Below are 24,364 nucleotides of genomic sequence, written 5' to 3' on the forward strand. Positions count from 1 at the left end.
ATATGAATGATAATTTACCTGTTGTTGTGCTAGTAGATGATGAGGTCGAAATTCTTAATGCCTTAAAAAGGGTGATTAGAAAGTTTGAATGTAATTTAGTTATCTTTAGCGATCCAACCGAAGCACTAAGCTTTATTCAAGACAATGAAGTTACCATTATTTGCTCTGATCAACGTATGCCTAAACTTTCCGGAAGGGAATTACTAGAAGCCACTATGGTGGCGTGGCCAAGTAGCCAGCGTATTATGCTCAGTGCGTATCAAGACTTTGATAATATTGCTCAAGGTTTTAATGACGGTACTATTCAGCGTTTTATAGCCAAACCGTGGAATAATAAAGAGCTTGAGGCGGTTTTTACCCAAGTGCTGGGTGTTAGCGATAACTCATCATCCAAGCCATTTGGTAATATGATTGGTATGAGTGAGGCCATGCTGGAGCTGTTTCGATTAATAAAAGCAGCAGCAGGCGCTAATGTGCCAATATTTATTCATGGTGAAACCGGTACTGGTAAAGAACTAGTCGCGCAGGCTTGTCACACTTATAGTCATCGGGCTGCCGAGCCATTTGTGGCATTAAATTGTGCTAATTTATCTGAACATTTAATTGAGTCACAACTATTTGGTCATAAAAAAGGTGCATTTACAGGGGCGATTAAAGATCAGTCGGGTTATTTTGCTCATGCAGCAGGTGGTACTATTTTTCTCGACGAAATAACGACTTTACCCCTAAATTTACAAGCTAAACTGTTAAGAGTCATTCAAGAGCGTGAATACTTACCTGTGGGCGCGAGTCGTCCTTTGCCGTTTGATGTGCAGGTGGTTTCTGCCTCATCGACTAGCCTATCTGATGCAGTTGAAAAGCGTGAATTCAGAGAAGATCTTTATTATCGCTTAGCCGTAATTCAGCTGAAAATCCCCAAGTTATCTGATCGTGGTGATGATGTTGTCGTTATTGCTCAGCATTTTCTTACTAAATACGCTAGCTTGCATAGTAAAGACTTTATCGGACTTGCAGATGATGCAATTAGCTATATTAAAAGCTTTTCTTGGCCAGGCAATGTTAGGCAATTAGAAAATTTACTACACGGTGTTATTATTTTAAATCAAGGTAAATTAATAACCAAAGCAATGTTATTAAAGAATATGGATGAACACCTTTATCAATTAGTGAGTATACAAGAAACTGATTTAGCGCCATTACTTACATCAGTAACAACAGATGATATTAAGCCGCTAGCTGAAGTGGAAAAGCAATTGATTTTATCAGCTATAGCGAAATGTGATGGTAATATTGTTCAAGCATCTAAACTATTAGAAATTAATCCTTCTACTATCTACCGGAAAATGAGTAAATGGTAAGTAATTAGAGAATTATCACAAGTAGTAATGTGTTATCTTTCGGTTATTCGCGCATAACATAAGAAAATAAATTCTGGAGAGGGAATCTAAATACGTGGCTATTGAAACGAATAGTGATCAACTATCAATCTATATTAATCAAATTCTTGCCGCTGCTGATGAGCATGAAATATCCGCCATTATTAGCGAGGCTGGACAAACATTTGTTTCTGAGCAGTTTGCGTTAGTTGTTGAAGCTATTCCTGCCGAAACACGTTTACTGGTTTGGCATACTTTTAGTGAAGAAACCAAGCTTGAAGTTTTTATTGATTTAGGCTCAGATACTCGTAAGTGGTTGATTAAGGCATTAGACGATGTTGATTGTTTCCAACTGCTTGAGCAACTTGATGCCGATGATTTATTAGAAATAGCAGAAGAAATACCTGATCGCTTTTTAACTTACGCGATAAAGCACCTAGACACTAAACAGCGCGCGCTATTTGATCAAGCACAGCAATATGACGTTGAGCAAATAGGTCACTGGTTAAATTACGATTACGTGAGAATTTCAAATACACTGAAAGTTGTTTCTGCGAAAAAGTTAATCAATAAAGGGTTACAACCTTTTACGGATGAATTTTATATTGTTGATAAAGCCAATGATTTAGTTAGCGTGTTAAATGTTAACAAATTAATGTCGAGTTCAGATGAAAGCACTTTAAAAGAGATTGTTGAAGAAAGTTTTATCACGTTAAATGGTAACGACAATATATATGAAGCAGCTGAAGCGGTCATTATTTCAGGAAAAATGTCGCTGCCAGTGGTGGACGATAATAATAAATTTATTGGTCGGGTTGATATCGAATCTGCTTACCAGCTTAGACAAGAACAAATTCAAGAGCAAATGAACCTCGCTGGTGGTTTAAGTGAAGATGAGGCACTTTTTTCTAGTGTAATGGAGAGCTCAAAAAACCGTGGGGTATGGCTTGGTATTAACTTGGCAACCGCATTTTTAGCATCATGGTTTATTGGTTTATTTGAAGCTACCCTACAAGAAATGGTCGCGCTAGCGGTATTAATGCCTGTGGTCGCATCTATGGGGGGCATTGCGGGTAGTCAAACATTAACGGTTATTGTTAGAGGTTTGGCTCTTGGGCAAATTACCTCAGCTAACCAAAAAGCACTACTGAGAAAAGAGCTAAAAGTTGGCTTAGTTAATGGCATTATTTGGTCGTCAGTAATCGGTATTATTACCTTTTTATGGTTTGACAATGTGATGTTAAGTTTAACGATTTTACTCGCTATTTTATTAAATTTAATTGCGGCCGCTTGCTCAGGAGTACTAATACCATCAATATTGAATAAAATGAATATTGACCCTGCTTTGTCAGGCTCTGTGGTATTAACCACAGTTACCGATATTGTTGGTTTTGTAGTGTTTTTAGGGTTAGGTAGTTTAGTGCTTTTATAGGTTACTTAGCTTTTTATTGACTAGTGTTAACCCTAACTCAAGTTAAGCGGGTATTTCACATTTTAGCTCAACGGTATTACCTTCGGGATCGTTAATGTAAATTGAATTCCCATAGCCTTGAGCACCATAGCGTAATGAAAAGTCATCAACAGCAATTTGGTGGCTTTTTAAATATGCAATTAAGTCAGCTTCTGTAATTGCTGCTATTTGTAAGCAAAAATGGTCGACATTGTTATTGGTTTTAGTAGGGGCTCCGCCGCCCAATGCACCAAGCTCGCTTGCAACGGTTACAATATCAATTAATGCGTTTCCTGCTCTGAGTTGAGTTAAGCCAACTTTAGCATCGGTTTGTCGTTCAACAGGGCAACCTAAGATTGTTGAATAAAAAAATAACATCGCCTCTAATTTTGTTGTTCTAAGCACGATATGATCAATACCAGTAATAGTTATCATGATGTTACCTTTCTTTAATGATTAGTGTGTTTTTTATGCGTTAAACGTTACTTTTTAAGCGTATTCCAATTTTGTGATCAACTTACGAAATTTGTTACATAAATAAGCAGAATTATACCGTTAAAGAGTAGTATTTTAGCTCACTTTAGATTAGATTTGCCGACCTTACTATACCCATTTATAAGAGCGCCTTATGTTAGAAAATACTCTCCCACAACTCGAACAGCTTATCGAAGCAATGATTGAAAAAAATGCTAGTTTGAAAGCCGAAATTAGTAACCTGCAACAGCAAAATGCTAGCCTAGCAGATGAGAATGAAATGTTACAACTTGAACTGCTTGAAGGTGAAGAAAAGCAAAAGCAAGCTCGTAGTGCGGTTGAAAATTTATTAGGTAAGTTACAAAGCGTACAAGAGCCTAGTTAATGTCTGCTGGTAACTCTAATACGATCAGCGTTGAAATTATGGGCAGGCAACATCAGTTTGCTTGCTCAGCTGAACAAGAAGAGGGCTTAAAGCAAGCCGCCAGTAATCTCGACTTTATGTTTAAAGATATTAAGCATAAAACTAACGCTGCTACGAATAATGAGCGGGCACTGTTAGTTGCGGCATTAAATTTAAGCTATCAATTACTAAGTGCTAGAAACGATATTGCAACTTATCAAGAGCAACATAACCGTTTAATTGATGTATTAAAAAAAGCGTTATAAATTTAATGTTTATTAGAGGTTTAGCCTGTTATCAGTAAAACTTTCGGGTAACAGGTAGCCTTCATTTTTTCTCTTCAAATATTTAACTCATTACTCTCAGCGCTTTCGTGTGTTTTTTACAGTTGTTCGTCAGGGCGTTATCAAGTAACGTACTTAAGTTGATTGATTTATCGGCAGTTGTGCGTGAATTATGTTCATGAGCATTGTCACTGTAAGCGACACACTATAAGATTAATTGTTAGGTATTTTTACCTCCATTTTTATATTCAGGATACTGCACTTTATGGCTGATGCCGTTTTAGAATTTAAAGGTACAAGCTTTACATTGTCTGTTATTCATCTTAGTACAGCCCAAATAGACGATATTCGCGATACTTTAGCTGATAAGGTGGCGCAAGCCCCGGACTTTTTTAACTTAGTACCTGTTTTAGTTAATATTGAACAACTTGGTGCTACGATAGATTACTCAGCCATTAAAGCGCTGGTTGAAGAGTTTAATTTTACCTTTGTCGGTTTTACTGGCGTTATTAGTAACGAGCAGCGTAAGCTTATTCGTGATTTAGGTTTTTCGTTTGTAAATGCAGCGAAAGCAGTTGTGGCAAAACAAGTAACGGCTAAAACACCAGAGCCTGAAGAGCGTAGTGCGTTAGCATCTGAATCTTTAGCTGAGCAAGTTGCGGCAAAGCAAATGCCTGTTGAGTCTACGTTATTTAGTGATAAGGTACACCGCGGACAAATTCGCTCAGGTCAGCAAGTTTATGCCAAAGGTCAAAATCTTGTGGTTATTGGCTCGGTTTCTGCGGGGGCTGAGGTAATTGCTGATGGTAATATTCATATTTATGGTGCTTTGCGAGGCCGTGCTATTGCAGGAGCTCAAGGGCACCAGCATGCACAAATTTATTGCCAAAGTCTTGAAGCCGAATTAGTGTCAATTAATGGTAATTATTGGCTGAGCGATTCAATGCAAGATCATTGGGCGACACCTGTTTATATTCATTTGACTGACACTGAATTGATGTCGTCAAAGCTAGTTTAATTTTAGTTATTTTTATGAGAAGGATATTCGGTCTATGGCACGAATAATTGTAGTAACGTCAGGAAAAGGTGGTGTTGGTAAAACAACATCGAGTGCTGCTATTGGTATTGGTTTGGCGCTTAAAGGCCATAAAGTGGTATTAATTGATTTTGATATAGGTTTACGTAACCTTGATTTGATTATGGGCTGTGAACGCCGTGTTGTTTATGATTTTGTTAATGTTATTAATGGTGAAGCAACGCTAAATCAAGCACTAATTAAAGATAAGCGCGTAAGTACTTTGTCAATTTTACCTGCTTCTCAAACGCGCGATAAAGATGCGTTAAATAAAGAAAATGTTGGCAAGGTTTTAGACGATCTTGCTAAAGAGTTTGACTATATTTTATGTGACTCGCCTGCGGGTATTGAGGCTGGTGCTATGATGGCACTTTATTATGCCGATGAAGCGATTATTACCACTAACCCTGAGGTATCTTCAGTGCGTGACTCTGATCGCATTATAGGAATGTTATCAAGTCGTTCACGTCGTGCTGAATTAGGCCTAGACCCAATAAAAGAGCACTTATTACTCACTCGTTATTCACCTAAGCGTGTTGCCGAAGGTGAGATGCTGAGTGTTGAAGATGTTGAAGAGATTCTTGCCGTGCCTTTATTAGGGGTTATTCCTGAATCTCAAGCAGTATTAAAAGCATCTAACTCAGGCGAACCGGTAATTTTAGATATTGAAAGTGATGCCGGTCAAGCCTACCAAGATGCAGTTGATCGTTTATTAGGTGAAACGGTTGACTTTAGATTTTTAGTTGCCGAGAAAAAAGGCATTTTCAGTCGTATATTTGGAGGTTAGCATGGCACTACTCGACTATTTTTTACGTAAAAAAGAAAAGCAAGTTGCCACAGCGTCTAAAGCAAAAGAGCGTTTGCAAATAATCGTTGCTCATGAGCGTAATAAAAGAAATAAAGAGCCTGATTATTTGCCACAATTAACTGAAGATATTTTACAGGTATTACGTAAATATATTCAGGTGTCAGATAAAAGCTTATCAGTGAACTTAGATAAGAAAGATGGCGATTTAAACGTATTAGAACTCAATATTGAGTTACATGATGAAAAATAATTATTAATGTGTATAAAACTCCCATAAAAAAAACCGCAAATTTGCGGTTTTTTTTATGGGAGTTTTACTTTTACGGGAGTTGTAATAATAGCTTAGCAATATATTAAAAGAATTAATAAGCGCTTAACTATTGTTAGGTTTGTTGTCTTGTTCAGCTAATTGCTCTTTAATTTTAGCTTGTTCAATACGCCACTTTTGTAATTGAGCATAGTAACGATCCCACACACAAGGGTTGCATGCGCCGCCGCCGCAACAGTCATCGTCAGCAGGTGGTGTTGGTTTTTCAATAAGTTCGGACATTAGGCACTCTTAGTATCATGCCATTGGTATAATAAAACAATTATGTATACACAATGGTATTGTCAGGTGATTACCTGTGTATATTAACAAAAAAGCCCTGCAATTGCAGGGCTTTCAATTTAGCGATTAACCAATAACGATTAATCTAACTCAGCTAATTTATGCTCTAAGTAATGAATGTTGGCACCGCCATTAACAAAACCTTGATCATTTAAAATATCTTGATGCAAAGTGATATTAGTTTTTATGCCATCAATGACTAACTCAGATAGTGCGTTACGCATACGTGCAATAGCAACGTCACGATTATCGCCCCAAGTGATTAGTTTACCAATCATAGAGTCGTAATGCGGTGGTACAGAGTAATCAGCATAAATATGAGAATCCCAACGTACACCTAAACCACCTGGTGGGTGGAAACGAGTGATTTTACCCGGTGAAGGAATAAAAGTACGCGGGTCTTCAGCGTTAATACGACACTCAATTGAATGGCCTGAGATTTTTATATCTTCTTGAGTACAAGATAACGGTAAACCTGCGGCAACACGAAGCTGTTCTTTGATTAAGTCAACGCCGGTGATCATTTCTGTTACTGGGTGCTCAACTTGAATACGCGTGTTCATTTCAATGAAGTAGAACTCGCCATTTTCGTATAAAAACTCAAACGTACCAGCGCCACGGTAATTAATCTCAACACAGGCATTACAACAGCGTTCACCAATTTTGGCACGCATTTCAGGGGTAATGCCTGGTGCTGGTGCTTCTTCTACAACTTTTTGATGACGACGCTGCATTGAACAATCACGCTCACCTAAGTGAATCGCATTACCTTTACCGTCAGCAACAATTTGAATTTCAACATGACGAGGGTTTTCAAGGAATTTTTCCATGTAAACCATATCATTTTTGAAGATGGTGCCGGCTTCTCTTTTGGTCAATGATATTGAGCTAATTAACTCAGCTTCGTTGCGCACAACGCGCATACCACGACCACCGCCGCCACCCGCTGCTTTTACAATAACAGGGTAGCCAATGCGTTTAGCGTGAGCTTTATTAAGCTCTTCATCATCAGTCAATGGACCGTCAGAGCCTGGTACACAAGGTACACCTGCTGCTTTCATTGCCTTTATTGCGGCAACTTTATCGCCCATAATGCGAATACTTTCCGCTTTAGGACCAATAAAAGCAAAGCCAGATTTTTCAACTTGTTCAGCAAAATCAGCATTTTCAGCTAAAAAGCCATAGCCAGGATGAATAGCAACAGCATTGGTTACTTCAGCAGCAGTAATAATTGCTGGAATATTCAAATAGCTATCAGGTGCTGGTGCTTTACCAATACAAATAGTTTCATCAGCTAATAAAACATGCTTTAGGTTTTTGTCAGCAACTGAATGAACAGCTACCGTTTTAATACCAAGCTCTTTACAAGCGCGTAATATTCTTAAGGCAATTTCGCCACGGTTGGCGATAACAACTTTATCTAACATGGAATAACCCTTTTTGGTTGGGCTTATTCAATGATGAATAGCGGTTGGTCAAATTCAATAGCATCTTCGTTTTGCGCTAGAATTTCTTTAATAACGCCAGACTTATCAGCTTCAATTTGGTTCATCATTTTCATTGCTTCAACAATACACAATGTATCGCCAGCATTTACATGGTTACCTACTTCAGCAAATGCAGGAGCATCTGGTGAAGCTGATGCGTAGAAAGTACCAACCATAGGTGAACGTACAATATGACCTGTTAATACAGGCGCTTCTGGTGCAGCAGCAGGGGCAGGAGCGCTGGCTACAGGAGCTGGAGCAGCTGGTGCTGCGTGCATTACTGGTGCAGCTTGAACCATAGTGCCACCACGGCTGATACGTACTGATTCTTCGCCTTCTGAGATTTCTAACTCGTTAATACCTGATTCTTCAACAAGTTCGATAAGTTTTTTGATTTTACGAATATCCATTGTAATACCTTAGTTCTGGTTGTTTATTAATTGATAGTAAGCGAAGTGTTACTCGCTGACTGTTATTGTTTGTTATTTCAAATTAGTTTTGTTTTTCTAACCACAGTGCAGCCGACTCTAGAGCATAGCTATAACCTCTAGCACCCAACCCACAGATAACTCCTTGGGCCTTATCAGAAAGGTAAGAGTGATGTCTAAAGGCTTCACGTGCATGTACGTTTGATAAATGCACTTCAATGAAAGGGATGGCAACTGAAAGTAGTGCATCTCTAATTGCTACACTGCTATGTGTAAAAGCAGCAGGGTTAATAATAATAAAATCTACTTTTTGATAGGCATCATGTATCGCGTCAATTAGAATATGTTCAGCGTTAGATTGTAAATGTGACAGTTCAATGTGCTTTTTTGCCGCTGCTTGACTTAACTCAGTCATTATTTCTATTAAACTTTTATGTCCATAGATCTCAGGCTCTCGCTTACCAAGCATGTTTAGGTTTGGGCCATTCAACACTAAAACTGTAAACTTTGCATTCATCTTCTGAAAAATATCCATAAATTGACGGTATAGTTCATAGTTACATAAAATCACTTAACTGTGAACCACAAATACGATGCAAGATCGAATTATTTTGTTATTGGCGAATATTATAGTGTTTTCGCAGAATATAGCAGCAAAATACTGGTCTAATCTCTTTGGTGGACACTTAATTGGAATTTATTTTTTTATTGGCTACACTTACTTTTGAGTGTTTATTATATTAGTATATTGATTTTTAAGAAATTTATTTGAATTATTGGATTTTCTTGTTGTTTACAAGGACAGTATTATTAAAACATACTCTTTAATAACCTTATTAATGTTCAGCATTTTTGGGGCTATACCGGCAAAAGCCGTAGAAGTTATCACTCATAAGTCGATAACTCAGCAAAGTCTGACAACATCACAATTGCGGCGTATTTTTACGATGCGCCAAACCTATTGGTCTAATAATAATGCGATCACCATTTTTGTCTTGCCAAGCCAACATCAATTACATCGTTCGTTTAGTAAAGAGCGCTTAGCCATTTACCCATATCAACTTGAACGTATATGGAACAAACTTACTTACTCTGGCTTAGGGGTTGCTCCGACAGTTGTTGACACCCCTGAGGCTTTGATTCAAGCGGTTTTAAATACCCCCGGTGCTATAGGGTATGCGAGCAAAGATGATTTAATTTTATTTGCGAGCGCGCATTCACTTGATACAAAGGAAGATGCATTACAGGGAGATACCACAGAAAAGGCTAAGCCTACTGATGGTTATAACAACCAAGGAGTGGTGCATGTTATCAATATTATCGACTAGTTTAAGAGATATTATGTCTAAATTTTTAATCAAGGTTGTTGTTACATGTAGTTTGTTGTTGTCGACACCGTTGATTGCCGAAGAAAGTTATTTTAATGCGCAAAAGTTTCAAGTACACGGCTTTGTTGCTCAAGGTATCATCGATGTTAATGGTAGTGATTTTGTTAACGATGACGGGGAACTTTCGGCAGAATTAACTGAAGTTGGAATAAATGCAACATATCAGCTAAATAGTAAATTACGTCTTGCAGGACAATTAGTGTATTTAGATGGCGGTAATCGATACGCAAAAGGCGCGCGAATTGATTACGCTTTACTTGATTGGTCTATTTATAATAATGACTTTTGGCAAGCTAATATGTACCTTGGGCGCTTTAAAAATAATCACTGGCTTTATTCTAGCTCTCGTGATGTTCCCTTTGCTCGTCCTAGTATTATTTTACCGCAATCGGTTTATTTTGATGGCTTTCGAGATATTGCCGTTGGTAGCGATGGAGCAGCGATAAAAGTAAGTCATAGTAATGATACATATGGTAATTTTGATATTAATTTAAGTTACGGTACTTCTCCTATTTCAGATGAGCAGGCGACTAATTTATTAAGCAAATTAGCGAAAGGAAAAGCTAAACAGGAACATGATGCTCAGGCAAGTTTTTATTGGCAACCCGCTTTTTCACCTTGGCGCTTTGGCGTATCGTTGCTCGATGCTGATTTTTCTTATGTGCAAGGCACACCAAGCTTTGATAACCCTTTTGTTGATAGTGATTTTACCTTTCAATTTTATACGGCTAATGCGCTGTATGAAGGTGAAGTATGGGAGTTCAGTAGTGAAATATACCAACAACGCTTTATTATTGATGGCTTTTATCAAAATGGTTTTCACGATGACAATGTTGGACAAGGTTTTTATGTACAAACACGCTACAAGTGGAACTCTGATTTAACCTTTCTAGCGCGTTTTGAAGATTTTTATCTTGATAAAACAGATAAAAATGGCAAGAAGTTAGAAGAGAATAGCGGTGGTTTAGTACCTTATTATTTCGGTTTTAATAAAGATATAACGCTTGGTTTATCTTATGACTTTACCAGTAATATTAGATTACGTATGGAGTATCATTGGGTGAAAGGCGCTGGACGATTAACACCGGTCGTTGTACCTAACCCTCGAATTAATGATTCTGAAGATTGGCAGATGTGGGCCGCACAAATAATGTATTGGTTTTAATCCGCATGATTAAAACACACGTAGAGTATTAATTTACATGGGTAATAAAAAAATTACAGAAAAGCGGTTTGTAGGGGTTTCAAGCAAGCTTCTGACGCTTATTATTACCACCTTACTGTTATTAGCAGTAGGGTTTTCTAGCTTATCATTTTGGCGACTGCAGGAAGACTATGCCCGATTTCAACAAGACACTATCGAGCAAGGGCAAGTACAAGTTGAGCTACACAATAGTATTTTAAGAGCAAAGTTAACGGTATGGCTCGAGTCATTTACCGATCTTATTCAACTCTCTGAGCACGACGATTTTTCTCAACTATCAAATCAATTAAGGCGCCAGTATGATGCCTTGCAGCTGCATTTTAATATTGAAAACATTTGGTTAGCTGATGCCGATCAGCGGCTACTTTATTCGACCGATATTCTTCCCTTTGAGGTAAAAGAAAATATAGAGCAAGTTTTGCGTTTGCAAGAGCCTAGTCACCAAATATATTGTCCTAATAATTGCCAATTATTACTTAGCTTACCTTTATTAAATAACAAAGGAGACACGGTTGTTGTTACCTTAGGTGCCTCTTTGGTTGATATGCTATTTGCCATTAAAACATCACTTAACCGCGACGTAGCCGTTATTAGTTTTAATACAAAAAATAACAATGTGGATTTAGCCAATAGTAAAATTATTTCTTCTTCTAATATGGAGCTTGTTGATAGTTTATTTCATAGTAACTTTACACAACCTAAGTTAGATAAAATGCTCGAACAAGGCTTGAAAATAGACCTGTTAGAATCAAGCTATTTGATCAATGTTTTACCTTTGTCAGAGCAAAAAGAGCAAGGTTTTTATCTTGCTTTAATTGATGATGTTAGCGCCTATAGGCAGCAGAATGAAGCATATCAGCAGCGTTTTATTATTTCATTGGCTGTCATGTTTATGGTGTTAGCTGGTTTTGTTTACTTTATTGCTAGCCCGTTCACGAAACGTTTACTTTTACTCTCTAATGTTCTGCCTTTACTCGCTCAAAAGCACTTTGACCAATTTAGACAAGCCAAATTTAAACGGCCACGCGTTTTTTCTGATGAACTTGATATTTTGTCAGACTCTGCGGTTGAGCTGAGTTTTGAATTAGAACAGCTTAACCTTGAGGTTGAACAAAAAACTAAAGAACTTGAAAACATTGCTATGTTCGATTTACTTACGGGTTTACCTAATCGAAATATGCTGAACTATCAGCTACGCAAGTCACTAGCGAGCATCACCCGTTTTCAAGGAGGGGTTGCGGTATTATTTTTAGACTTAGATGACTTCAAAAAGGTAAATGACAGTAATGGGCACAGCTCGGGCGATAAACTGTTAATGCAAGCTGCTCAACGTATTCGTTTAAGTGTTGGTAGTATTGATCTCGCTTCTCGATTTGGTGGTGATGAGTTTGTCTTAGTGTTAAGTAATTTAGCTAATATTGATGAGGCGATTGATGTCGCAGAAAAAGTATTGCTACAGTTTAAAGAGCCTATTCAGCTTGGTAGTAGCTTTTTTTATATATCAACCAGTATAGGTATTGCTTACACAGAGTCTCCGCAAGAAAAAGCTGATGATTTAATTAGCCATGCAGATATTGCTATGTATGAAGCCAAAGAAAACGGTGGTGGCCAATACCATGTTTATCATCAAGAGATGTTCCAGCGGGTTGCACACCGTGTAATGCTTGAGGGAGAAGTCAGGCAAGCACTTGCTAAACAACAATTTAGTTTAAGCTTACAGCCTCAAATTTGTGCGAAAAACAAAAAACTTTATGGTTTTGAAGCGCTATTACGCTGGCAACATCCTGAAAGAGGCATGATTTCTCCTGAAGACTTCATCCCTATTTTAGAGAACTCTCAACATATGATTGAGCTAGGTTATTGGATTATTCGTCGTTGCTTTGAAATTGCGATTGATCTGAAAGCACAAGGATTAAACGATGTTCGTATCGCGATAAACTTATCTGCAGGGCAGTTTATCGATGTTAACTTATCAACATTTTTACGTGACCTTCTCACTGAATTTTCATTACCTGCCGAGTGTTTTGAATTAGAGTTAACTGAGCAAACCTTAGTGAAAGATATGGAGCATACCATTGCGATAATGCAAGAGTTAAAAGAGATGGGCTTCACTTTTGCTATTGACGATTTTGGTACGGGGTATTCATCTTTAGCTTACTTGAAAAAAATGCCGGTTGATGTCATTAAAATCGATAAAAGCTTCATTTTTGGTATGCTGGAAAATCATTCAGACTACCAAATTATTACTTCAACTATTGCTATGGTTAAAAATTTAGGCTTAACCGTCGTGGCTGAAGGCGTTGAAACTAAGGCACAGCTGTTAAGTTTAACAGAAAATGATTGTGACATTATTCAAGGCTATTACTATTCAAAACCTATTCCTGAGAAGGAACTTGCAGCTTTTATTGATAAACAAATATTGTTTGGTTATTGGAAAATAAAAGTAGAGCACGAGCGTTTAGAAAAACGCTTATTAAACTAGCCTGATTAGCTAAAGAGCCATTAGGCAAACAGCTAATTCAGGTAAATTAATAAGCGCTTCATCATCAGTCTTTAACTACGTGCTATCGAACCTAATAGCACGCAGAGTTACTCACTTTATTTACTTAAAAGAATGACTCTATATGAGCGGTAAACGCTTTAGCGTCCATAAATCCGGTGGTACGCTGACTAGTTAACTCATTACCTTGTAAGTCAAAGAATAAAATAGAAGGTAGTCCTAATATTTTATAATGCTTAACGAGCTGGGCATTATCAGGTGAGTCAAAGTCTGTCATATCAACTTGTAACCATAAGGTATTACTTAATGCCTTTTGTACCTCTGTATCTGAAAAGGTATATTTTTCAAACTCTTTACAAGCAATACACCAATCAGCATACAAGTCTAACATCACAGTTTTTCCTTGCTGATTAGCTGACATTATTGCCGACTCAAGCTGCTCTTGGTTTTTTACTACCGTAAACTCAGGATGTAATGCCGCCTGTTGAGTACTATTGTGTGTATTTGGCATTACCAGTTGATAAGCTAAGTTAGCACCAAAGAACATCATTAAAAAGATAACTAAAGCGCGTACGCCGTACCAAAATCCTTTTTCATTTTGCGTTTGGGCATGGTTTTGATTAGTGACATAAAAATAAGTTGCGGCAGCTAAAATGAGTAATGCCCATAATGCTTGACTCGCGGCTTCTGGGATAAAACGCTCTAATAAAAACACCGGTACAGCAAGTAATAACAAGCCAAAGATATTCTTAATAATATTCATCCAAGCACCGGCCTTAGGTAGTAACTTACCACCCGAGCTACCTAAAATTAATAAAGGTAAGCCCATACCTAAACTTAAGGCATATAACGCAGAAGCGCCTAATACCACATCACCTGTTTGTGAAATATAAAGTAATGCGCCGGTTAACGGTGCAGTAGTACAAGGTGAAGCGACTAACCCTGAAATCACCCCCATCATTAATACACCCGTAATAGAGCCACCTTTTTGCTTATTGCTAAGGTTGTTTAGTTTATTTTGCCAGCTTGCTGGTAGTGCAAGATTGAACACTCCAAACATAGAAAGCGCTAGAAAGATAAATAAAACACTTAAACCAATAAGTACCGCAGGGTGTTGAAATACCGCTTGAAATTTAGCACCAGCAAGGGCTACTACTACGCCAAGTAAGGTATAAGTTACCGCCATGCCCTGTACATAAAAGAAAGATAGCGTGAACGCTTTTTTAGTCGTAAGTTTTTTACCTTGGCCAACAATAATCCCCGTTAAAATAGGGTACATAGGGAAAACACATGGCGTAAACGATAAGAGTAAACCACCCACAAAAAAGGCAATGAGTGTTAGCAATAAGCTATCTTGTTTTAGCATATCAGCTAATTGGTGTTGCTCGCTTTTAGTTGAGCTTGGTGTGTTATTGGCGCTATTTGAGTTATCACTAGTGTTATTAGTTTCATTGTCTGTTGCACCAATAGCTGATAACACAGCAGAAGAGCTACTTAATTCATTAGTAGCCTTAGTAACTTGGTCTAACATCACCACTTTACTTGTAGGAGGATAGCATAAGCCTTTTTCAGCGCAGCCTTGGTAAGATATTTTTATACTACCGCTGGCCATTGCCTCTGTAATATTTACGTCAAACTCAAGCTTATTGGTAAATATTTGCTGTACGCCAAAAAACTCATCTTCATGGCTTTCACCTGTAGGTAACTCTACCGTGGCTAATGTTGCATCGGTTGCTTTAAATTTAAATTGATGACGGTAGAGGTAGTAACCTTCACTAATATCAAAGCTAACTTTTAGTTGCTTACCTTGTTGATAAAAGTTAAAGATAAAGGCTTCATCGACACGTAAAAACTCGTCATCGTTACTGAGCTTTTTATTATCAAATAAGCTAGTGCCTGAAACATCAAAAATGGACTTTTGTGCAACAGCGCTCTGCGGTATTGAGCATACTAAAATAAGCATGCTAAGAAAAATAGCGGTTAAATTTTTCATTGATACTACTTTAAAGAATTAGAGATCCAGTTCAAATAATGCTCATCACCTTGCTGGATATTCAAAGCGATAATTTCTACAACCTCGTATGGATGTAGAGTGTTTATATGTTGCTTAATTTTTTCAAATTTATCGTTGCTTGTTTTTATTAATAATTGTACTTCAGTGTCGCAATGTACTTCATCTTGCCAACTATAAATAGAAGTGATGTTAGGTACAATATTAACGCAAGCTGCAAGTTTTTCACTAACCAAATGCTGAGCAATACCTTTAGCTACTTGCTCATTAGGGCAGGTAGTTAATACTAATTGATACATTTTGATATCCTTGTTAATGATATGTTGGCAATAGTATACCTTGATAATAGATAAAACCTTAAGGTGAATACTATTAAGCGCACTTGCCTTGAAAAAGACCTGCTTACCCCCATATATCTTACAAATAAAAGAGGATTATTTATGTTTCGGGTATTATTTTTACTATTTATCATCATTCCCATTATTGAAATTGCGGTACTTATGCAGGTTGGTGCACTGTTAGGTTTATGGCCAACGATTGCTATTGTTATTGCCAGCGCATGGTTAGGTGCTAAGTATGTACGTCAACAAGGTTTAGCAACCATGCAATCAGTGCAAACCAAAATGGCGCAAGGCGAAATGCCTTCAAATGAAATTGTAACTGGGCTTTTATTATTAGTTGCGGGCGTTTTGTTAGTTACCCCTGGTTTTGTCACCGATATTTTTGGTTTATCGTTATTAATACCTGCTGTGCGCAATTCATTGGTAGGAGCGGTGCAAAAAAATCTCGTTAGTGCACAAGTTGGTTCTAGTCCATTCTCAGGAAACGCGCACTTTTACAGTAGCCACTCAACACACACTAGCCAAGGTAATGTTTATGAACATGAGGTTCAAACAAGTGAGACATACAACACAAATGAGCCAGTAAAACCAATATCACATCATCAAGGTGAAACCCTTGAAGGAAGTTTTGAGAGAAAAGAGTAAAAAAATAGCTAAAAAGCTTGTGAAGTTTTTTTTAATCCCCACTTAGTTCTCATAAGTAAATTACTTAACAATACCAAACCATTCACGAAATAAATGCACAAACAAAGCATTTATTTCGTAAGTTATATTTTGAACACCCTTAGGAGATAAATACATGAGCATTCGCCCATTACACGATCGCGTAATCGTAAAACGTAAAGAAGTTGAATCAAAGTCTGCAGGCGGCATTGTACTAACTGGCAGTGCAGCTGAAAAATCTACCCGTGGTGAAATTATTGCCGTAGGTAACGGTCGCCTTTTAGACAACGGTGAAGTACGTGCATTAGACGTAAAAGTAGGTGACCAAGTGATCTTCTCAGAAGGTTACGGTGTGAAAACTGAAAAAATTGACGGTGAAGAAGTATTGATTCTTTCTGAGTCAGACATTTTAGCTATTGTTGAATAGTTGCATAAATTTTAAGGTCGCTTTTTACCTCAAAGCGACATAAGAAGTGCTTATTGACTCGTGTCAACTCTGTGCTTCTGCTTTGCTTTTAAGCGATATAGCAATAGTTAAATGCTGTTAAGTTTATCAGTTAAAGATTCATTATTTTAGAAATAAACAAAATTATAGGAATAAATAACATGGCTGCAAAAGACGTATTATTTGGAAATGACGCACGAGTAAAAATGCTTAAAGGCGTAAACATTTTAGCTGACGCGGTAAAAGTAACATTAGGTCCTAAAGGTCGTAATGTTGTTTTAGATAAATCATTTGGTGGTCCAGCGATCACTAAAGATGGTGTAACCGTTGCGAAAGAAATTGAGCTTGAAGACAAGTTTGAAAATATGGGCGCACAAATGGTTAAAGAAGTTGCGTCAAAAGCAAATGATGAAGCAGGTGACGGTACAACTACTGCCACTGTTTTAGCACAAGCAATTGTTAACGAAGGCTTAAAATCTATTGCTGCGGGTATGAACCCAATGGATCTTAAACGTGGTATCGACCAAGCGGTTATTGCTGCAGTTGCCGCATTAAAAGAAGCGTCTACGCCAGTAACTGACAACAAAGCAATTGAGCAAGTTGGTACTATTTCAGCAAACTCTGATGAAACTGTTGGTAAAATCATTGCAACAGCAATGGACCGAGTTGGTACAGAAGGTGTAATTACTGTTGAAGAAGGCCAAGCATTAACTGACGAGTTAGACGTTGTAGAAGGCATGCAGTTCGACCGTGGTTACTTATCTCCATACTTCATTAACAACCAAGAAAGTGGCACAGTAGAATTAGAAAACCCATTCATTTTATTGGTTGATAAAAAAGTAGCCAACATTCGTGAATTATTAACTACCCTAGAAGCGGTTGCTAAAGCCGGTAAACCACTCTTAATTATTGCAGAAGATGTTGAAGGCGAAGCCTTAGCAACATTGGTTGTAAACAACATGCGCGGTATTGTGAAAGTGGCAGCGGTTAAAGCACCTGGTTTTGGTGACCGTCGTAAAGCAATGCTTCAAGATGTTGCTACATTAACAGCTGGTACTGTTATTTCTGAAGAAATCGGTATGGAGCTAGAAAAAGCAACATTAGAAGACTTAGGTCAAGCTAAGCGCGTAATTATTTCTAAAGATAACACCACAATTATTGATGGCTTAGGCGAAGATGCCGACATTAAAGCACGTGTTGCTCAAATTCGTGGTCAAATTGAAGAGTCTTCTTCTGATTACGACAAAGAAAAACTACAAGAGCGTTTAGCTAAATTAGCTGGCGGTGTTGCGGTAATTAAAATTGGCGCGGCTACTGAAATTGCCATGAAAGAGAAAAAAGACCGTGTTGAAGATGCATTACATGCAACGCGCGCAGCGGTTGAAGAAGGTGTTGTTGCCGGTGGTGGTGTTGCCTTAATACGCGCAGCTGACGCAATTAAAGCACTACAAGGTGCAAATGAAGATCAAACACACGGTATTAATGTTGCCATTCGTGCAATGGAAGCACCGCTTCGTCAAATCGTAACTAACTGTGGTGATGAATCTTCAGTTGTATTAAACGAAGTACGCAACGGCGGCACAGGTAACTACGGTTACAACGCTGGCAACAGTACATACGGCGATATGATTGAAATGGGTATTTTAGATCCAACTAAAGTAACTCGTTCAGCATTACAATTTGCAGCATCAGTTGCTGGATTAATGCTAACAACTGAAGCAATGATTACCGATGCACCAGTAAAAGACGCACCAGCAATGCCTGATATGGGCGGTATGGGCGGTGGCATGGGCGGAATGGGCGGTATGATGTAATTTATGCTTGTCTAAATCAGTGATAACTTCGTTACTTCACAACTCGTTTAAGAAACACTAAACGTCGTTGTGAAGTGCCTTGTTCTAACATGATTTATTCGGCGCATAAATAGCATTAGCTACTTAACGCTAAAATATAAAAACCTGCTTCGGCAGGTTTTTTGCTTTCAGGGTAAATCAAAGCAAATAAACGTGAAGTGGAGAATAACCTCTATGGCTTGTTATTTGAAAAGTACTGTGAGAAGCGCCAAAAGTGAGTTTGGATAGACTCAATGCAAGGTAAACGAATTTTGTTAATACTTTGGCTCAGACAACAGCATTGTTGTGCCATATGCCGCTATCGCATTACCAAGACAACAGGAGGGAATATCCATCATATTGTTGAACGGGTAAAAGGTGGTAGTAATGAACTGAGTAACTTAGTGTTGTTGCACCCTAATTACCATAGGCAATTGCATAACTGCACGACCAGTTGGTATGGCAACTTTTGTTAGTTATTATGATGACTAGTCGGAGGAGTTTGGCTTCATCCTCTATTTGACTTCAACAATTGTTTAAAGGTGATTTAAATGAGTTATTTGAAAGTATTGAAGGATGTAAGGGGTAAAAAGCTTCCTCGGATTGTTACAGATAGCAGTTATGATAAATATTCACAATTCTGTTTTCTAGTGGAAAATAGCCTTATAAGCGCTGTTTGTAGTACTCCATTAAGTACAGGTATACCTGAATATTTGGATAGCTCTTTAACTGAAATTGGCAAGTTAAGTCTAGAACAGAAAAAGTTACCTAAAACGCTTTTGGCGTCATTGCCAGAAGGGGCTGGTGGCTTTAACTGGAACTTAAACGATAGGCTTTCAGTACTTAATACTACTGTAGGCATTGTCGCCATTTTAGTCACTGTTGTAGCAACTTTTTACATTTCGTAAAGTCGCTGGTCTGTACTTAAGTGCAGATTTAGAAAGGCTTGAGCTGTATGCGGGGAAACTCGCACGTACGGTTCTGAGCTAGTACATCTTGGGGGAGGGGGGATCACTAATGCTCGCTCCTTACCCGACATTTATGCTTGTCTAAATCATTGATTACTGCGTTGCTTTGTTACTTGTTTAAGAAACACTAAACGTCGTTGTGAAGTGCCTTGTTCTAACATGATTTATTCTGCGCATAAATAGCATTAGCTACTTAACGTTTTAAATTAAAAATCTGCTTCGGCAGGTTTTTTATAGAAAGGCTATATCTGGCTAGGATCTGTCAAGTTATTGGTTTTATCGAGGAACTTTTGTTCTGCGTTGTTTTTAGTCTTACTTATTATGGCGCTATTTATAGTGTCATTGGTGGAGTTATATATTTTTGGCGCCACGGTACGAAGTGGATAAGAGCAAATGGTTTCGTTAATTTTAATATTTTCATAAATAAAGTGGCGAGTTAATGCGTTTACTTTTTTCATTAGATGTCCATATCAAGGTAATAACTTTAATGAGGCTTTATGCCTAGGTGTAGTACTGATTGCTGTATATTGTTTTTTTAAACGTTATTAAATGCATTAAGTAAAAAAGGGAGTAAATGATTACTCCCTTTTAACGAACTATTTTACGGTTTAGCCTTTTATAACAACTTTTTTAACGGTTGTTTCTATTTTGGCAACTACGCGGCGATTAGCACTGTGATCTGCTCGGCTATTACCTGTAGAAATAAGTTGTGTTTCGCCAAAGCCTTTAGCAGTTAAACGAGTAGCATCAATCGAGAAGTCATTAATTAATGCTTCTTTAACTACATTGGCACGCTTTTGTGACAAGTTAAGGTTATACTGTGCTTCACCAATTGCAGAGCTGTGTCCTTCAATTACAACACTTGTATTTGGGTAAGCTTTCATAAAGTCAGCTAAGCGTTGAATATCGTTAGTCATTTCAGCTTTTAATTGCGCACTGTTATTTTCAAAAGTTACATTTAAGTTCACTTCAACAGTTTCTTCTGCATATAAAGCACAGCCTAATGAGTCAACTTTTACATTGGCAGATGTATTCTTACATTTGTCATTGTTGTCATTAACGCCGTCATTGTCACCATCACCGATAATAGCTGTTGGTGTGGTTTCTTTACGAACAACTGGCGCCGCTTTTACATCGCCAAAAGCGTATTTAACGCCTAGTTTAAAACCTTGGTCGGTATAACCATTGTTGATATCACGGTAAACAACAGCTTCGCTAAATAGTGAGAAACGCTCGCTAATATCAAAGTTATAGCCTGCACCCGCATTAATAGCATTGTAGCTATTTACGTTGTTGAAACGCTTAACACCCGCTAAAAAATAAAGCCCTGTGTCTCCAACTTTATAAATAGCATCAAGACCAAAGCGTGTACCGTAATCGGTATTATTGCCATTTTCTGTCTCGTAACGATCTCTGGCTAATTCTATACGCGCATTCCACTGATCATTAATAATTTTTTGTAAATCAATACCTAAGCCTTTACCTGCTTCAATATGATCCCATTCTGGTCTGTTTTCTTTATTAGTGCTTGATTTGACGTAGTCGCCAAAAACGCCCACTTCCCATGTTTTATCAATAGTCTCTGCCGCTAATGGTGAGCTAATTAATGCAGCTAACAGAGTAATGTTAAATTTTTTCATAGATAAATCCTTATCAATTTCGGTAATGTGATTGTACTTCTGGGGCTATAACGAACAATAAACTAAAAAGTCACAATTTATTTTCAAATAAGTTATGAATTTTACTATTCCAAGGCCAAAAAATAAATGAAAGGCGATAAAATAACGTAGAATGCTGGCGGTTTACGTTGTTGAACATTGTTATAAAAAAGAATTAATTTAATGTGACTTTTTTATGATTAAACCGTTACAGAGCTAAGCGATAAAAATCGTTGCTGAGGGAATATGAAAGATATTGAAGAAAGTTTAGCAGCAGAGCTAAAGAGTGATTCCACATTGGCCTTTAAAACGCCTGATGATGAATTATTTAAGCGTGCTGCAGTTACAGCCAACAACCAACAAGGCACTAAAGATCTGGTTGCGTTAGGTATGGCGTCAATTTGGGTAGTGTTTATTAGTCTTTTTATGAAAATACTAAAACCACTATTTAAGCGTATGGCGGGAAAGCCTAAAGCACTTAGCGACGATGAAAAAAATATTAAGTACACAACCAATAATGAGAATAAATAATGGATACAGAAAACATCACAGATAAAGCATATTCTGGCTTAATAGCTGTTTGGCATAAAGTTGTTACTTTTTTACCTGACTTAATTGTGGCAATACTCTTTTTACTTGCGGGTTGGTTTATTTCATCGCTGATCAAAAGCTTTTTAAATAAGTCGTTAATTAAAATAGGCTTTAATACCTTTTTAGATAAACTAGGCCTAGATTCCCTATTGAAAAAGATGGAAGTTCAAGTAACTGGTAGCCAAGTGGTTGCTAGCATTATTTCTACATTCTTTTTATTGATATTTTTATTAGCAGCGCTAGACATTGTTGGTTTAACAGTGCTTTCAGGTTTAATTGACACCTTAGTTTTGTTTTTACCTAAACTGCTCGCGTCATTGGCAGTATTAGTGTGCGGTTTCTTCGTTGCTCAAATTGTTTTTAACGGCGTTAAAATAGCGGCAAAAAATACTGGCGTTGATTACGGGCGTTCGGTTGCTGAAGTATGCCGCGGTATTATTATTGTGATTACGGTGTCGTTATCAATCACTCAACTTGATATTGACGTGTCATTACTAAATAACATTATGACGGTTGTTATTGCCAGTGTTGGTTTGGCGGCGGCTATTTCGTTAGGAATAGGCACTAAGTCAATGGCGCAAGAAATTGTAGCAGGCGTTTATTTACGAGAAATGTATCAAGTTGGCGATAGTATTGAAGTGCAAGATGTTAAAGGTACTTTAGTTGTTATTGGCAGTGTTGCAAGTAAAGTTATGGGTGAAGGTGAGTCGATAACCACATTACCTAATACCTTTTTATTAGCGAATAAAGTTACTAAGCAATAACCTATTACGGTTTGACTAAGCTTAATGAAAGGCAGCTTGTTGCATTAGTGCAAGCAAGCTTGCCTTATGATACACGTCTTTTTCAGCAATTAATTACCCCGTACTTACCTGTGTTAAAAGGGTACTGTGCTAAGTTACTTAATAATCAACCTGATGCCGAAGATGTCGTTCAAGAAACCCTTATTAAGGTACTCTCTCACTTAAAGAAATTTAAGTGGTCAGTATCTTTTAAGGCGTGGTTGTTTAAAATTGCGCATAACGAGTGTATTAACAAAATAAGAGATCGCCGCTGGGACACCATAGAAAGTAATGATGAATACTTAGAAAACCTCATTGCTGAAGAAGAGCATGACGATTTATCCAATGCACTAGCCGCGTTAATGACTCATTTATCCTTTGTTGATCGTAATATTATGTTATTACGTTATCGTACAGATTTAGACTTTCAAGAAATAGCGGATATTTGTGATTTGAAGTTGTCAGCAGTAAAAATGCGCCATAAACGGGTTATTGCTTTTTTACAAGAACAGGTAAAGCATTAAGTAAGCGACCGGGCTTAATGTGTTATTCACCTGAGTATAGGATAATAAATTTACCTCAAGTCGCTATATCAACATTAACGGTACTGTGCTATTTACTTGATTTTATAGCGTTTAGCTTATTTGCTTGTGCTTGATAATGCTCAATGGCACGCTCAGCTTGAGCGCTATGATCTTGCTGAATACGTTGATAATGCTTTAGTGTTTTGACTAAGTAATTATTGATTACTGTGCGTTGCTCAACTGAATCTGAGTGCCATATTTTATCGCCTATTGGGCTGATCTTATCGCCTTGAGTTGCATTACTTGAAACGAGTAACATCTCATAAAAACGCTGGTTTTCTTCAAGTAGTACTTCATCAAGTAAACTAAAATTTAGCGTAATGAGTTTGGCTCTTAAACTAAACTGATGATGAACAGGGCAGAGTAAAAAATCAATATTTAGGTTTGGGTTATTAACACAAATCTCCTCAATGAATTCAGTCATTAAATCACCGCCAACGCCAGCAATAATCACTAAGTGCTTTTCTGATTCCGTGAGTGGGTATTGCATTAAAGGTAACTTTTTTACATCAATACAATGGCTTGCCCAAGCACTTGTTGAGTGTGGAAAAAACTGCGTGAGTTTAGAGTTAAGTTGAAGCATAAGCTCAGGAACAATATCAACAAAGTGGATATTAGGCGCAGCGCTACGAGCTAGTAACGTCATGCCCAATAGGCCGTGATCACAACAGCAATCCCAAATATGTTGATAAGGCGTTGTGACCATTTGGTCGAGTTGTTGTAATCTTTTACTTAGTTTCATGAGGTACTTTGGGTGACAGCTCACTTAGCGCTTTGTGAGCATTATTTTCATATGAATAAGAAGTACTGTCCACTTAATAAACCTCAATGCTTAAAAATATGAAGCTTTTATGTTGAAGTTGTTTAATAAAATACTCTCGCTGGGGTAGATAATACTGGCCGAGCATATTTTTCTGGTATACAGCCCCTAGTTTTAGATTAAGTCAATAACCCCTTAACTTAACGTAAAAAATCTGGTGTTGTTAACACCAGATTTTTACA

At 37.6% G+C, this 24,364-nt stretch carries 28 protein-coding genes; 18 read left to right on the plus strand and 10 right to left on the minus strand.

What is annotated here, in order from left to right:
• The first annotated feature begins 2 nt into the window (after positions 1 to 2).
• On the plus strand, positions 3 to 1,358 hold the full coding sequence (locus KO495_RS09980) for a sigma-54 dependent transcriptional regulator (protein ID WP_215980255.1): 1,356 nt from the start codon (positions 3 to 5) through the stop codon (positions 1,356 to 1,358).
• A gap of 94 nt (positions 1,359 to 1,452) precedes the next feature.
• On the plus strand, positions 1,453 to 2,808 hold the full coding sequence (locus KO495_RS09985) for a magnesium transporter (protein ID WP_215980256.1): 1,356 nt from the start codon (positions 1,453 to 1,455) through the stop codon (positions 2,806 to 2,808).
• 42 nt (positions 2,809 to 2,850) lie between these two features.
• Here KO495_RS09985 and KO495_RS09990 read toward each other — a convergent pair whose 3' ends face one another.
• Positions 2,851 to 3,261 (minus strand): VOC family protein, encoded by a 411-nt coding sequence (locus tag KO495_RS09990; RefSeq protein WP_215980257.1) that lies wholly within the window; start codon positions 3,259 to 3,261, stop codon positions 2,851 to 2,853.
• Positions 3,262 to 3,454: 193 nt separating this feature from the next.
• Between KO495_RS09990 and zapB the strand changes: the two genes are divergently transcribed.
• From zapB to minE, 5 genes are all read left to right on the plus strand, one after another.
• Positions 3,455 to 3,685 (plus strand): cell division protein ZapB, encoded by a 231-nt coding sequence (gene zapB, locus KO495_RS09995; RefSeq protein WP_215980258.1) that lies wholly within the window; start codon positions 3,455 to 3,457, stop codon positions 3,683 to 3,685.
• On the plus strand, positions 3,685 to 3,969 hold the full coding sequence (locus KO495_RS10000; protein WP_215980259.1) for a cell division protein ZapA: 285 nt from the start codon (positions 3,685 to 3,687) through the stop codon (positions 3,967 to 3,969). The genes zapB and KO495_RS10000 overlap by 1 nt, the downstream gene beginning before the upstream one ends.
• A gap of 283 nt (positions 3,970 to 4,252) precedes the next feature.
• Positions 4,253 to 5,005, plus strand: coding sequence for a septum site-determining protein MinC (gene minC / locus KO495_RS10005; RefSeq protein ID WP_215980260.1), 753 nt, complete (start codon positions 4,253 to 4,255; stop codon positions 5,003 to 5,005).
• 34 nt (positions 5,006 to 5,039) lie between these two features.
• Positions 5,040 to 5,849 (plus strand): septum site-determining protein MinD, encoded by an 810-nt coding sequence (gene minD / locus KO495_RS10010; RefSeq protein ID WP_215980261.1) that lies wholly within the window; start codon positions 5,040 to 5,042, stop codon positions 5,847 to 5,849.
• A gap of 1 nt (position 5,850) precedes the next feature.
• Complete coding sequence (gene minE / locus KO495_RS10015) at positions 5,851 to 6,120, plus strand: cell division topological specificity factor MinE (protein ID WP_215980262.1); 270 nt, start codon at positions 5,851 to 5,853, stop codon at positions 6,118 to 6,120.
• Positions 6,121 to 6,243: 123 nt separating this feature from the next.
• On the opposite strand, the gene KO495_RS10020 is transcribed toward minE, so the two are convergent.
• The 4 genes from KO495_RS10020 to aroQ all read right to left on the minus strand — a co-directional run bounded on the left by KO495_RS10020 (position 6,244) and on the right by aroQ (position 8,912).
• Positions 6,244 to 6,420 carry an oxidoreductase-like domain-containing protein gene (locus KO495_RS10020; protein WP_215980263.1) on the minus strand — a complete coding sequence of 59 codons (177 nt, stop codon included), beginning with the start codon at positions 6,418 to 6,420 and terminating at the stop codon, positions 6,244 to 6,246.
• 140 nt (positions 6,421 to 6,560) lie between these two features.
• Positions 6,561 to 7,907, minus strand: a complete 1,347-nt coding sequence (accC, locus tag KO495_RS10025) for an acetyl-CoA carboxylase biotin carboxylase subunit (RefSeq protein ID WP_215980264.1) — start codon at positions 7,905 to 7,907, stop codon at positions 6,561 to 6,563.
• Positions 7,908 to 7,930: 23 nt separating this feature from the next.
• Positions 7,931 to 8,377, minus strand: a complete 447-nt coding sequence (accB, locus tag KO495_RS10030) for an acetyl-CoA carboxylase biotin carboxyl carrier protein (protein WP_215980265.1) — start codon at positions 8,375 to 8,377, stop codon at positions 7,931 to 7,933.
• A gap of 82 nt (positions 8,378 to 8,459) precedes the next feature.
• Complete coding sequence (gene aroQ, locus KO495_RS10035; protein ID WP_215980266.1) at positions 8,460 to 8,912, minus strand: type II 3-dehydroquinate dehydratase; 453 nt, start codon at positions 8,910 to 8,912, stop codon at positions 8,460 to 8,462.
• Between the two features lie 322 nt (positions 8,913 to 9,234).
• Between aroQ and KO495_RS10040 the strand changes: the two genes are divergently transcribed.
• The 3 genes from KO495_RS10040 to KO495_RS10050 are packed head-to-tail and all read left to right on the plus strand — an operon-like array spanning position 9,235 to position 13,469.
• Entirely contained in the window at positions 9,235 to 9,723 is a 489-nt protein-coding gene (locus KO495_RS10040; protein ID WP_215980267.1) for a hypothetical protein, read from the plus strand.
• 13 nt (positions 9,724 to 9,736) lie between these two features.
• Complete coding sequence (locus tag KO495_RS10045; RefSeq protein WP_215980268.1) at positions 9,737 to 10,948, plus strand: hypothetical protein; 1,212 nt, start codon at positions 9,737 to 9,739, stop codon at positions 10,946 to 10,948.
• Between the two features lie 37 nt (positions 10,949 to 10,985).
• Complete coding sequence (locus KO495_RS10050) at positions 10,986 to 13,469, plus strand: EAL domain-containing protein (RefSeq protein WP_215980269.1); 2,484 nt, start codon at positions 10,986 to 10,988, stop codon at positions 13,467 to 13,469.
• A 124-nt stretch (positions 13,470 to 13,593) separates the two neighbouring features.
• On the opposite strand, the gene KO495_RS10055 is transcribed toward KO495_RS10050, so the two are convergent.
• Positions 13,594 to 15,480, minus strand: a complete 1,887-nt coding sequence (locus tag KO495_RS10055; RefSeq protein ID WP_215980270.1) for a protein-disulfide reductase DsbD — start codon at positions 15,478 to 15,480, stop codon at positions 13,594 to 13,596.
• Positions 15,481 to 15,485: 5 nt separating this feature from the next.
• On the minus strand, positions 15,486 to 15,797 hold the full coding sequence (gene cutA / locus KO495_RS10060; RefSeq protein WP_215980271.1) for a divalent-cation tolerance protein CutA: 312 nt from the start codon (positions 15,795 to 15,797) through the stop codon (positions 15,486 to 15,488).
• A 141-nt stretch (positions 15,798 to 15,938) separates the two neighbouring features.
• Between cutA and KO495_RS10065 the strand changes: the two genes are divergently transcribed.
• The 5 genes from KO495_RS10065 (at position 15,939) to KO495_RS10085 (ending at position 19,687) form a co-directional block, all read left to right on the plus strand.
• On the plus strand, positions 15,939 to 16,484 hold the full coding sequence (locus KO495_RS10065; protein WP_215980272.1) for an FxsA family protein: 546 nt from the start codon (positions 15,939 to 15,941) through the stop codon (positions 16,482 to 16,484).
• Between the two features lie 154 nt (positions 16,485 to 16,638).
• A complete protein-coding gene (locus KO495_RS10070; protein WP_215980273.1) occupies positions 16,639 to 16,929 on the plus strand; it encodes a co-chaperone GroES in 291 nt (96 codons plus the stop codon).
• Between the two features lie 179 nt (positions 16,930 to 17,108).
• Complete coding sequence (gene groL / locus KO495_RS10075) at positions 17,109 to 18,761, plus strand: chaperonin GroEL (RefSeq protein ID WP_215980274.1); 1,653 nt, start codon at positions 17,109 to 17,111, stop codon at positions 18,759 to 18,761.
• A 272-nt stretch (positions 18,762 to 19,033) separates the two neighbouring features.
• Positions 19,034 to 19,255, plus strand: coding sequence for an HNH endonuclease (locus KO495_RS10080; protein WP_215980275.1), 222 nt, complete (start codon positions 19,034 to 19,036; stop codon positions 19,253 to 19,255).
• A gap of 75 nt (positions 19,256 to 19,330) precedes the next feature.
• Positions 19,331 to 19,687, plus strand: coding sequence for a hypothetical protein (locus KO495_RS10085; RefSeq protein ID WP_215980276.1), 357 nt, complete (start codon positions 19,331 to 19,333; stop codon positions 19,685 to 19,687).
• A 302-nt stretch (positions 19,688 to 19,989) separates the two neighbouring features.
• Here KO495_RS10085 and KO495_RS10090 read toward each other — a convergent pair whose 3' ends face one another.
• Both KO495_RS10090 and KO495_RS10095 read right to left on the minus strand, forming a co-directional pair.
• Positions 19,990 to 20,205 carry a hypothetical protein gene (locus tag KO495_RS10090; protein WP_215980277.1) on the minus strand — a complete coding sequence of 72 codons (216 nt, stop codon included), beginning with the start codon at positions 20,203 to 20,205 and terminating at the stop codon, positions 19,990 to 19,992.
• Between the two features lie 150 nt (positions 20,206 to 20,355).
• A complete protein-coding gene (locus tag KO495_RS10095; protein ID WP_215980278.1) occupies positions 20,356 to 21,387 on the minus strand; it encodes an OmpA family protein in 1,032 nt (343 codons plus the stop codon).
• A 264-nt stretch (positions 21,388 to 21,651) separates the two neighbouring features.
• Here KO495_RS10095 and KO495_RS10100 point away from each other — a divergent pair, with 264 nt between their 5' ends.
• From KO495_RS10100 to sigX, 3 genes are read left to right on the plus strand one after another with little or no spacing between them, the layout of a single operon-like run.
• Positions 21,652 to 21,936 (plus strand): hypothetical protein, encoded by a 285-nt coding sequence (locus KO495_RS10100; RefSeq protein ID WP_215980279.1) that lies wholly within the window; start codon positions 21,652 to 21,654, stop codon positions 21,934 to 21,936.
• Positions 21,936 to 22,760 carry a mechanosensitive ion channel domain-containing protein gene (locus KO495_RS10105; RefSeq protein WP_215980280.1) on the plus strand — a complete coding sequence of 275 codons (825 nt, stop codon included), beginning with the start codon at positions 21,936 to 21,938 and terminating at the stop codon, positions 22,758 to 22,760. The genes KO495_RS10100 and KO495_RS10105 overlap by 1 nt, the downstream gene beginning before the upstream one ends.
• 11 nt (positions 22,761 to 22,771) lie before the next feature.
• Complete coding sequence (sigX, locus tag KO495_RS10110) at positions 22,772 to 23,302, plus strand: RNA polymerase sigma factor SigX (protein WP_215980281.1); 531 nt, start codon at positions 22,772 to 22,774, stop codon at positions 23,300 to 23,302.
• A gap of 88 nt (positions 23,303 to 23,390) precedes the next feature.
• Here sigX and KO495_RS10115 read toward each other — a convergent pair whose 3' ends face one another.
• Positions 23,391 to 24,104, minus strand: coding sequence for a tRNA (adenine(22)-N(1))-methyltransferase TrmK (locus tag KO495_RS10115; RefSeq protein ID WP_215980282.1), 714 nt, complete (start codon positions 24,102 to 24,104; stop codon positions 23,391 to 23,393).
• Between the last annotated feature and the right edge of the window lie 260 nt (positions 24,105 to 24,364).

It is taken from the genome of Colwellia sp. D2M02 (assembly GCF_018860755.1).
Lineage (GTDB): Bacteria > Pseudomonadota > Gammaproteobacteria > Enterobacterales > Alteromonadaceae > Colwellia > Colwellia asteriadis.

Excerpts from the sequence above, each read along its gene's own strand:
- KO495_RS09980 (WP_215980255.1), top strand. The coding sequence starts at position 3 with ATGAATGATAATTTACCTGTTGTTGTGCTAGTAGATGATGAGGTCGAA.
- KO495_RS09990 (WP_215980257.1), bottom strand. The coding sequence starts at position 3,261 with ATGATAACTATTACTGGTATTGATCATATCGTGCTTAGAACAACAAAA.
- zapB (WP_215980258.1), top strand. The coding sequence starts at position 3,455 with ATGTTAGAAAATACTCTCCCACAACTCGAACAGCTTATCGAAGCAATG.
- KO495_RS10000 (WP_215980259.1), top strand. The coding sequence starts at position 3,685 with ATGTCTGCTGGTAACTCTAATACGATCAGCGTTGAAATTATGGGCAGG.
- minC (WP_215980260.1), top strand. The coding sequence starts at position 4,253 with ATGGCTGATGCCGTTTTAGAATTTAAAGGTACAAGCTTTACATTGTCT.
- minD (WP_215980261.1), top strand. The coding sequence starts at position 5,040 with ATGGCACGAATAATTGTAGTAACGTCAGGAAAAGGTGGTGTTGGTAAA.
- minE (WP_215980262.1), top strand. The coding sequence starts at position 5,851 with ATGGCACTACTCGACTATTTTTTACGTAAAAAAGAAAAGCAAGTTGCC.
- KO495_RS10020 (WP_215980263.1), bottom strand. The coding sequence starts at position 6,420 with ATGTCCGAACTTATTGAAAAACCAACACCACCTGCTGACGATGACTGT.
- accC (WP_215980264.1), bottom strand. The coding sequence starts at position 7,907 with ATGTTAGATAAAGTTGTTATCGCCAACCGTGGCGAAATTGCCTTAAGA.
- accB (WP_215980265.1), bottom strand. The coding sequence starts at position 8,377 with ATGGATATTCGTAAAATCAAAAAACTTATCGAACTTGTTGAAGAATCA.
- aroQ (WP_215980266.1), bottom strand. The coding sequence starts at position 8,912 with ATGAATGCAAAGTTTACAGTTTTAGTGTTGAATGGCCCAAACCTAAAC.
- KO495_RS10040 (WP_215980267.1), top strand. The coding sequence starts at position 9,235 with ATGTTCAGCATTTTTGGGGCTATACCGGCAAAAGCCGTAGAAGTTATC.
- KO495_RS10045 (WP_215980268.1), top strand. The coding sequence starts at position 9,737 with ATGTCTAAATTTTTAATCAAGGTTGTTGTTACATGTAGTTTGTTGTTG.
- KO495_RS10050 (WP_215980269.1), top strand. The coding sequence starts at position 10,986 with ATGGGTAATAAAAAAATTACAGAAAAGCGGTTTGTAGGGGTTTCAAGC.
- KO495_RS10055 (WP_215980270.1), bottom strand. The coding sequence starts at position 15,480 with ATGAAAAATTTAACCGCTATTTTTCTTAGCATGCTTATTTTAGTATGC.
- cutA (WP_215980271.1), bottom strand. The coding sequence starts at position 15,797 with ATGTATCAATTAGTATTAACTACCTGCCCTAATGAGCAAGTAGCTAAA.
- KO495_RS10065 (WP_215980272.1), top strand. The coding sequence starts at position 15,939 with ATGTTTCGGGTATTATTTTTACTATTTATCATCATTCCCATTATTGAA.
- KO495_RS10070 (WP_215980273.1), top strand. The coding sequence starts at position 16,639 with ATGAGCATTCGCCCATTACACGATCGCGTAATCGTAAAACGTAAAGAA.
- groL (WP_215980274.1), top strand. The coding sequence starts at position 17,109 with ATGGCTGCAAAAGACGTATTATTTGGAAATGACGCACGAGTAAAAATG.
- KO495_RS10080 (WP_215980275.1), top strand. The coding sequence starts at position 19,034 with ATGCAAGGTAAACGAATTTTGTTAATACTTTGGCTCAGACAACAGCAT.
- KO495_RS10085 (WP_215980276.1), top strand. The coding sequence starts at position 19,331 with ATGAGTTATTTGAAAGTATTGAAGGATGTAAGGGGTAAAAAGCTTCCT.
- KO495_RS10090 (WP_215980277.1), bottom strand. The coding sequence starts at position 20,205 with ATGAAAAAAGTAAACGCATTAACTCGCCACTTTATTTATGAAAATATT.
- KO495_RS10095 (WP_215980278.1), bottom strand. The coding sequence starts at position 21,387 with ATGAAAAAATTTAACATTACTCTGTTAGCTGCATTAATTAGCTCACCA.
- KO495_RS10100 (WP_215980279.1), top strand. The coding sequence starts at position 21,652 with ATGAAAGATATTGAAGAAAGTTTAGCAGCAGAGCTAAAGAGTGATTCC.
- KO495_RS10105 (WP_215980280.1), top strand. The coding sequence starts at position 21,936 with ATGGATACAGAAAACATCACAGATAAAGCATATTCTGGCTTAATAGCT.
- KO495_RS10115 (WP_215980282.1), bottom strand. The coding sequence starts at position 24,104 with ATGAAACTAAGTAAAAGATTACAACAACTCGACCAAATGGTCACAACG.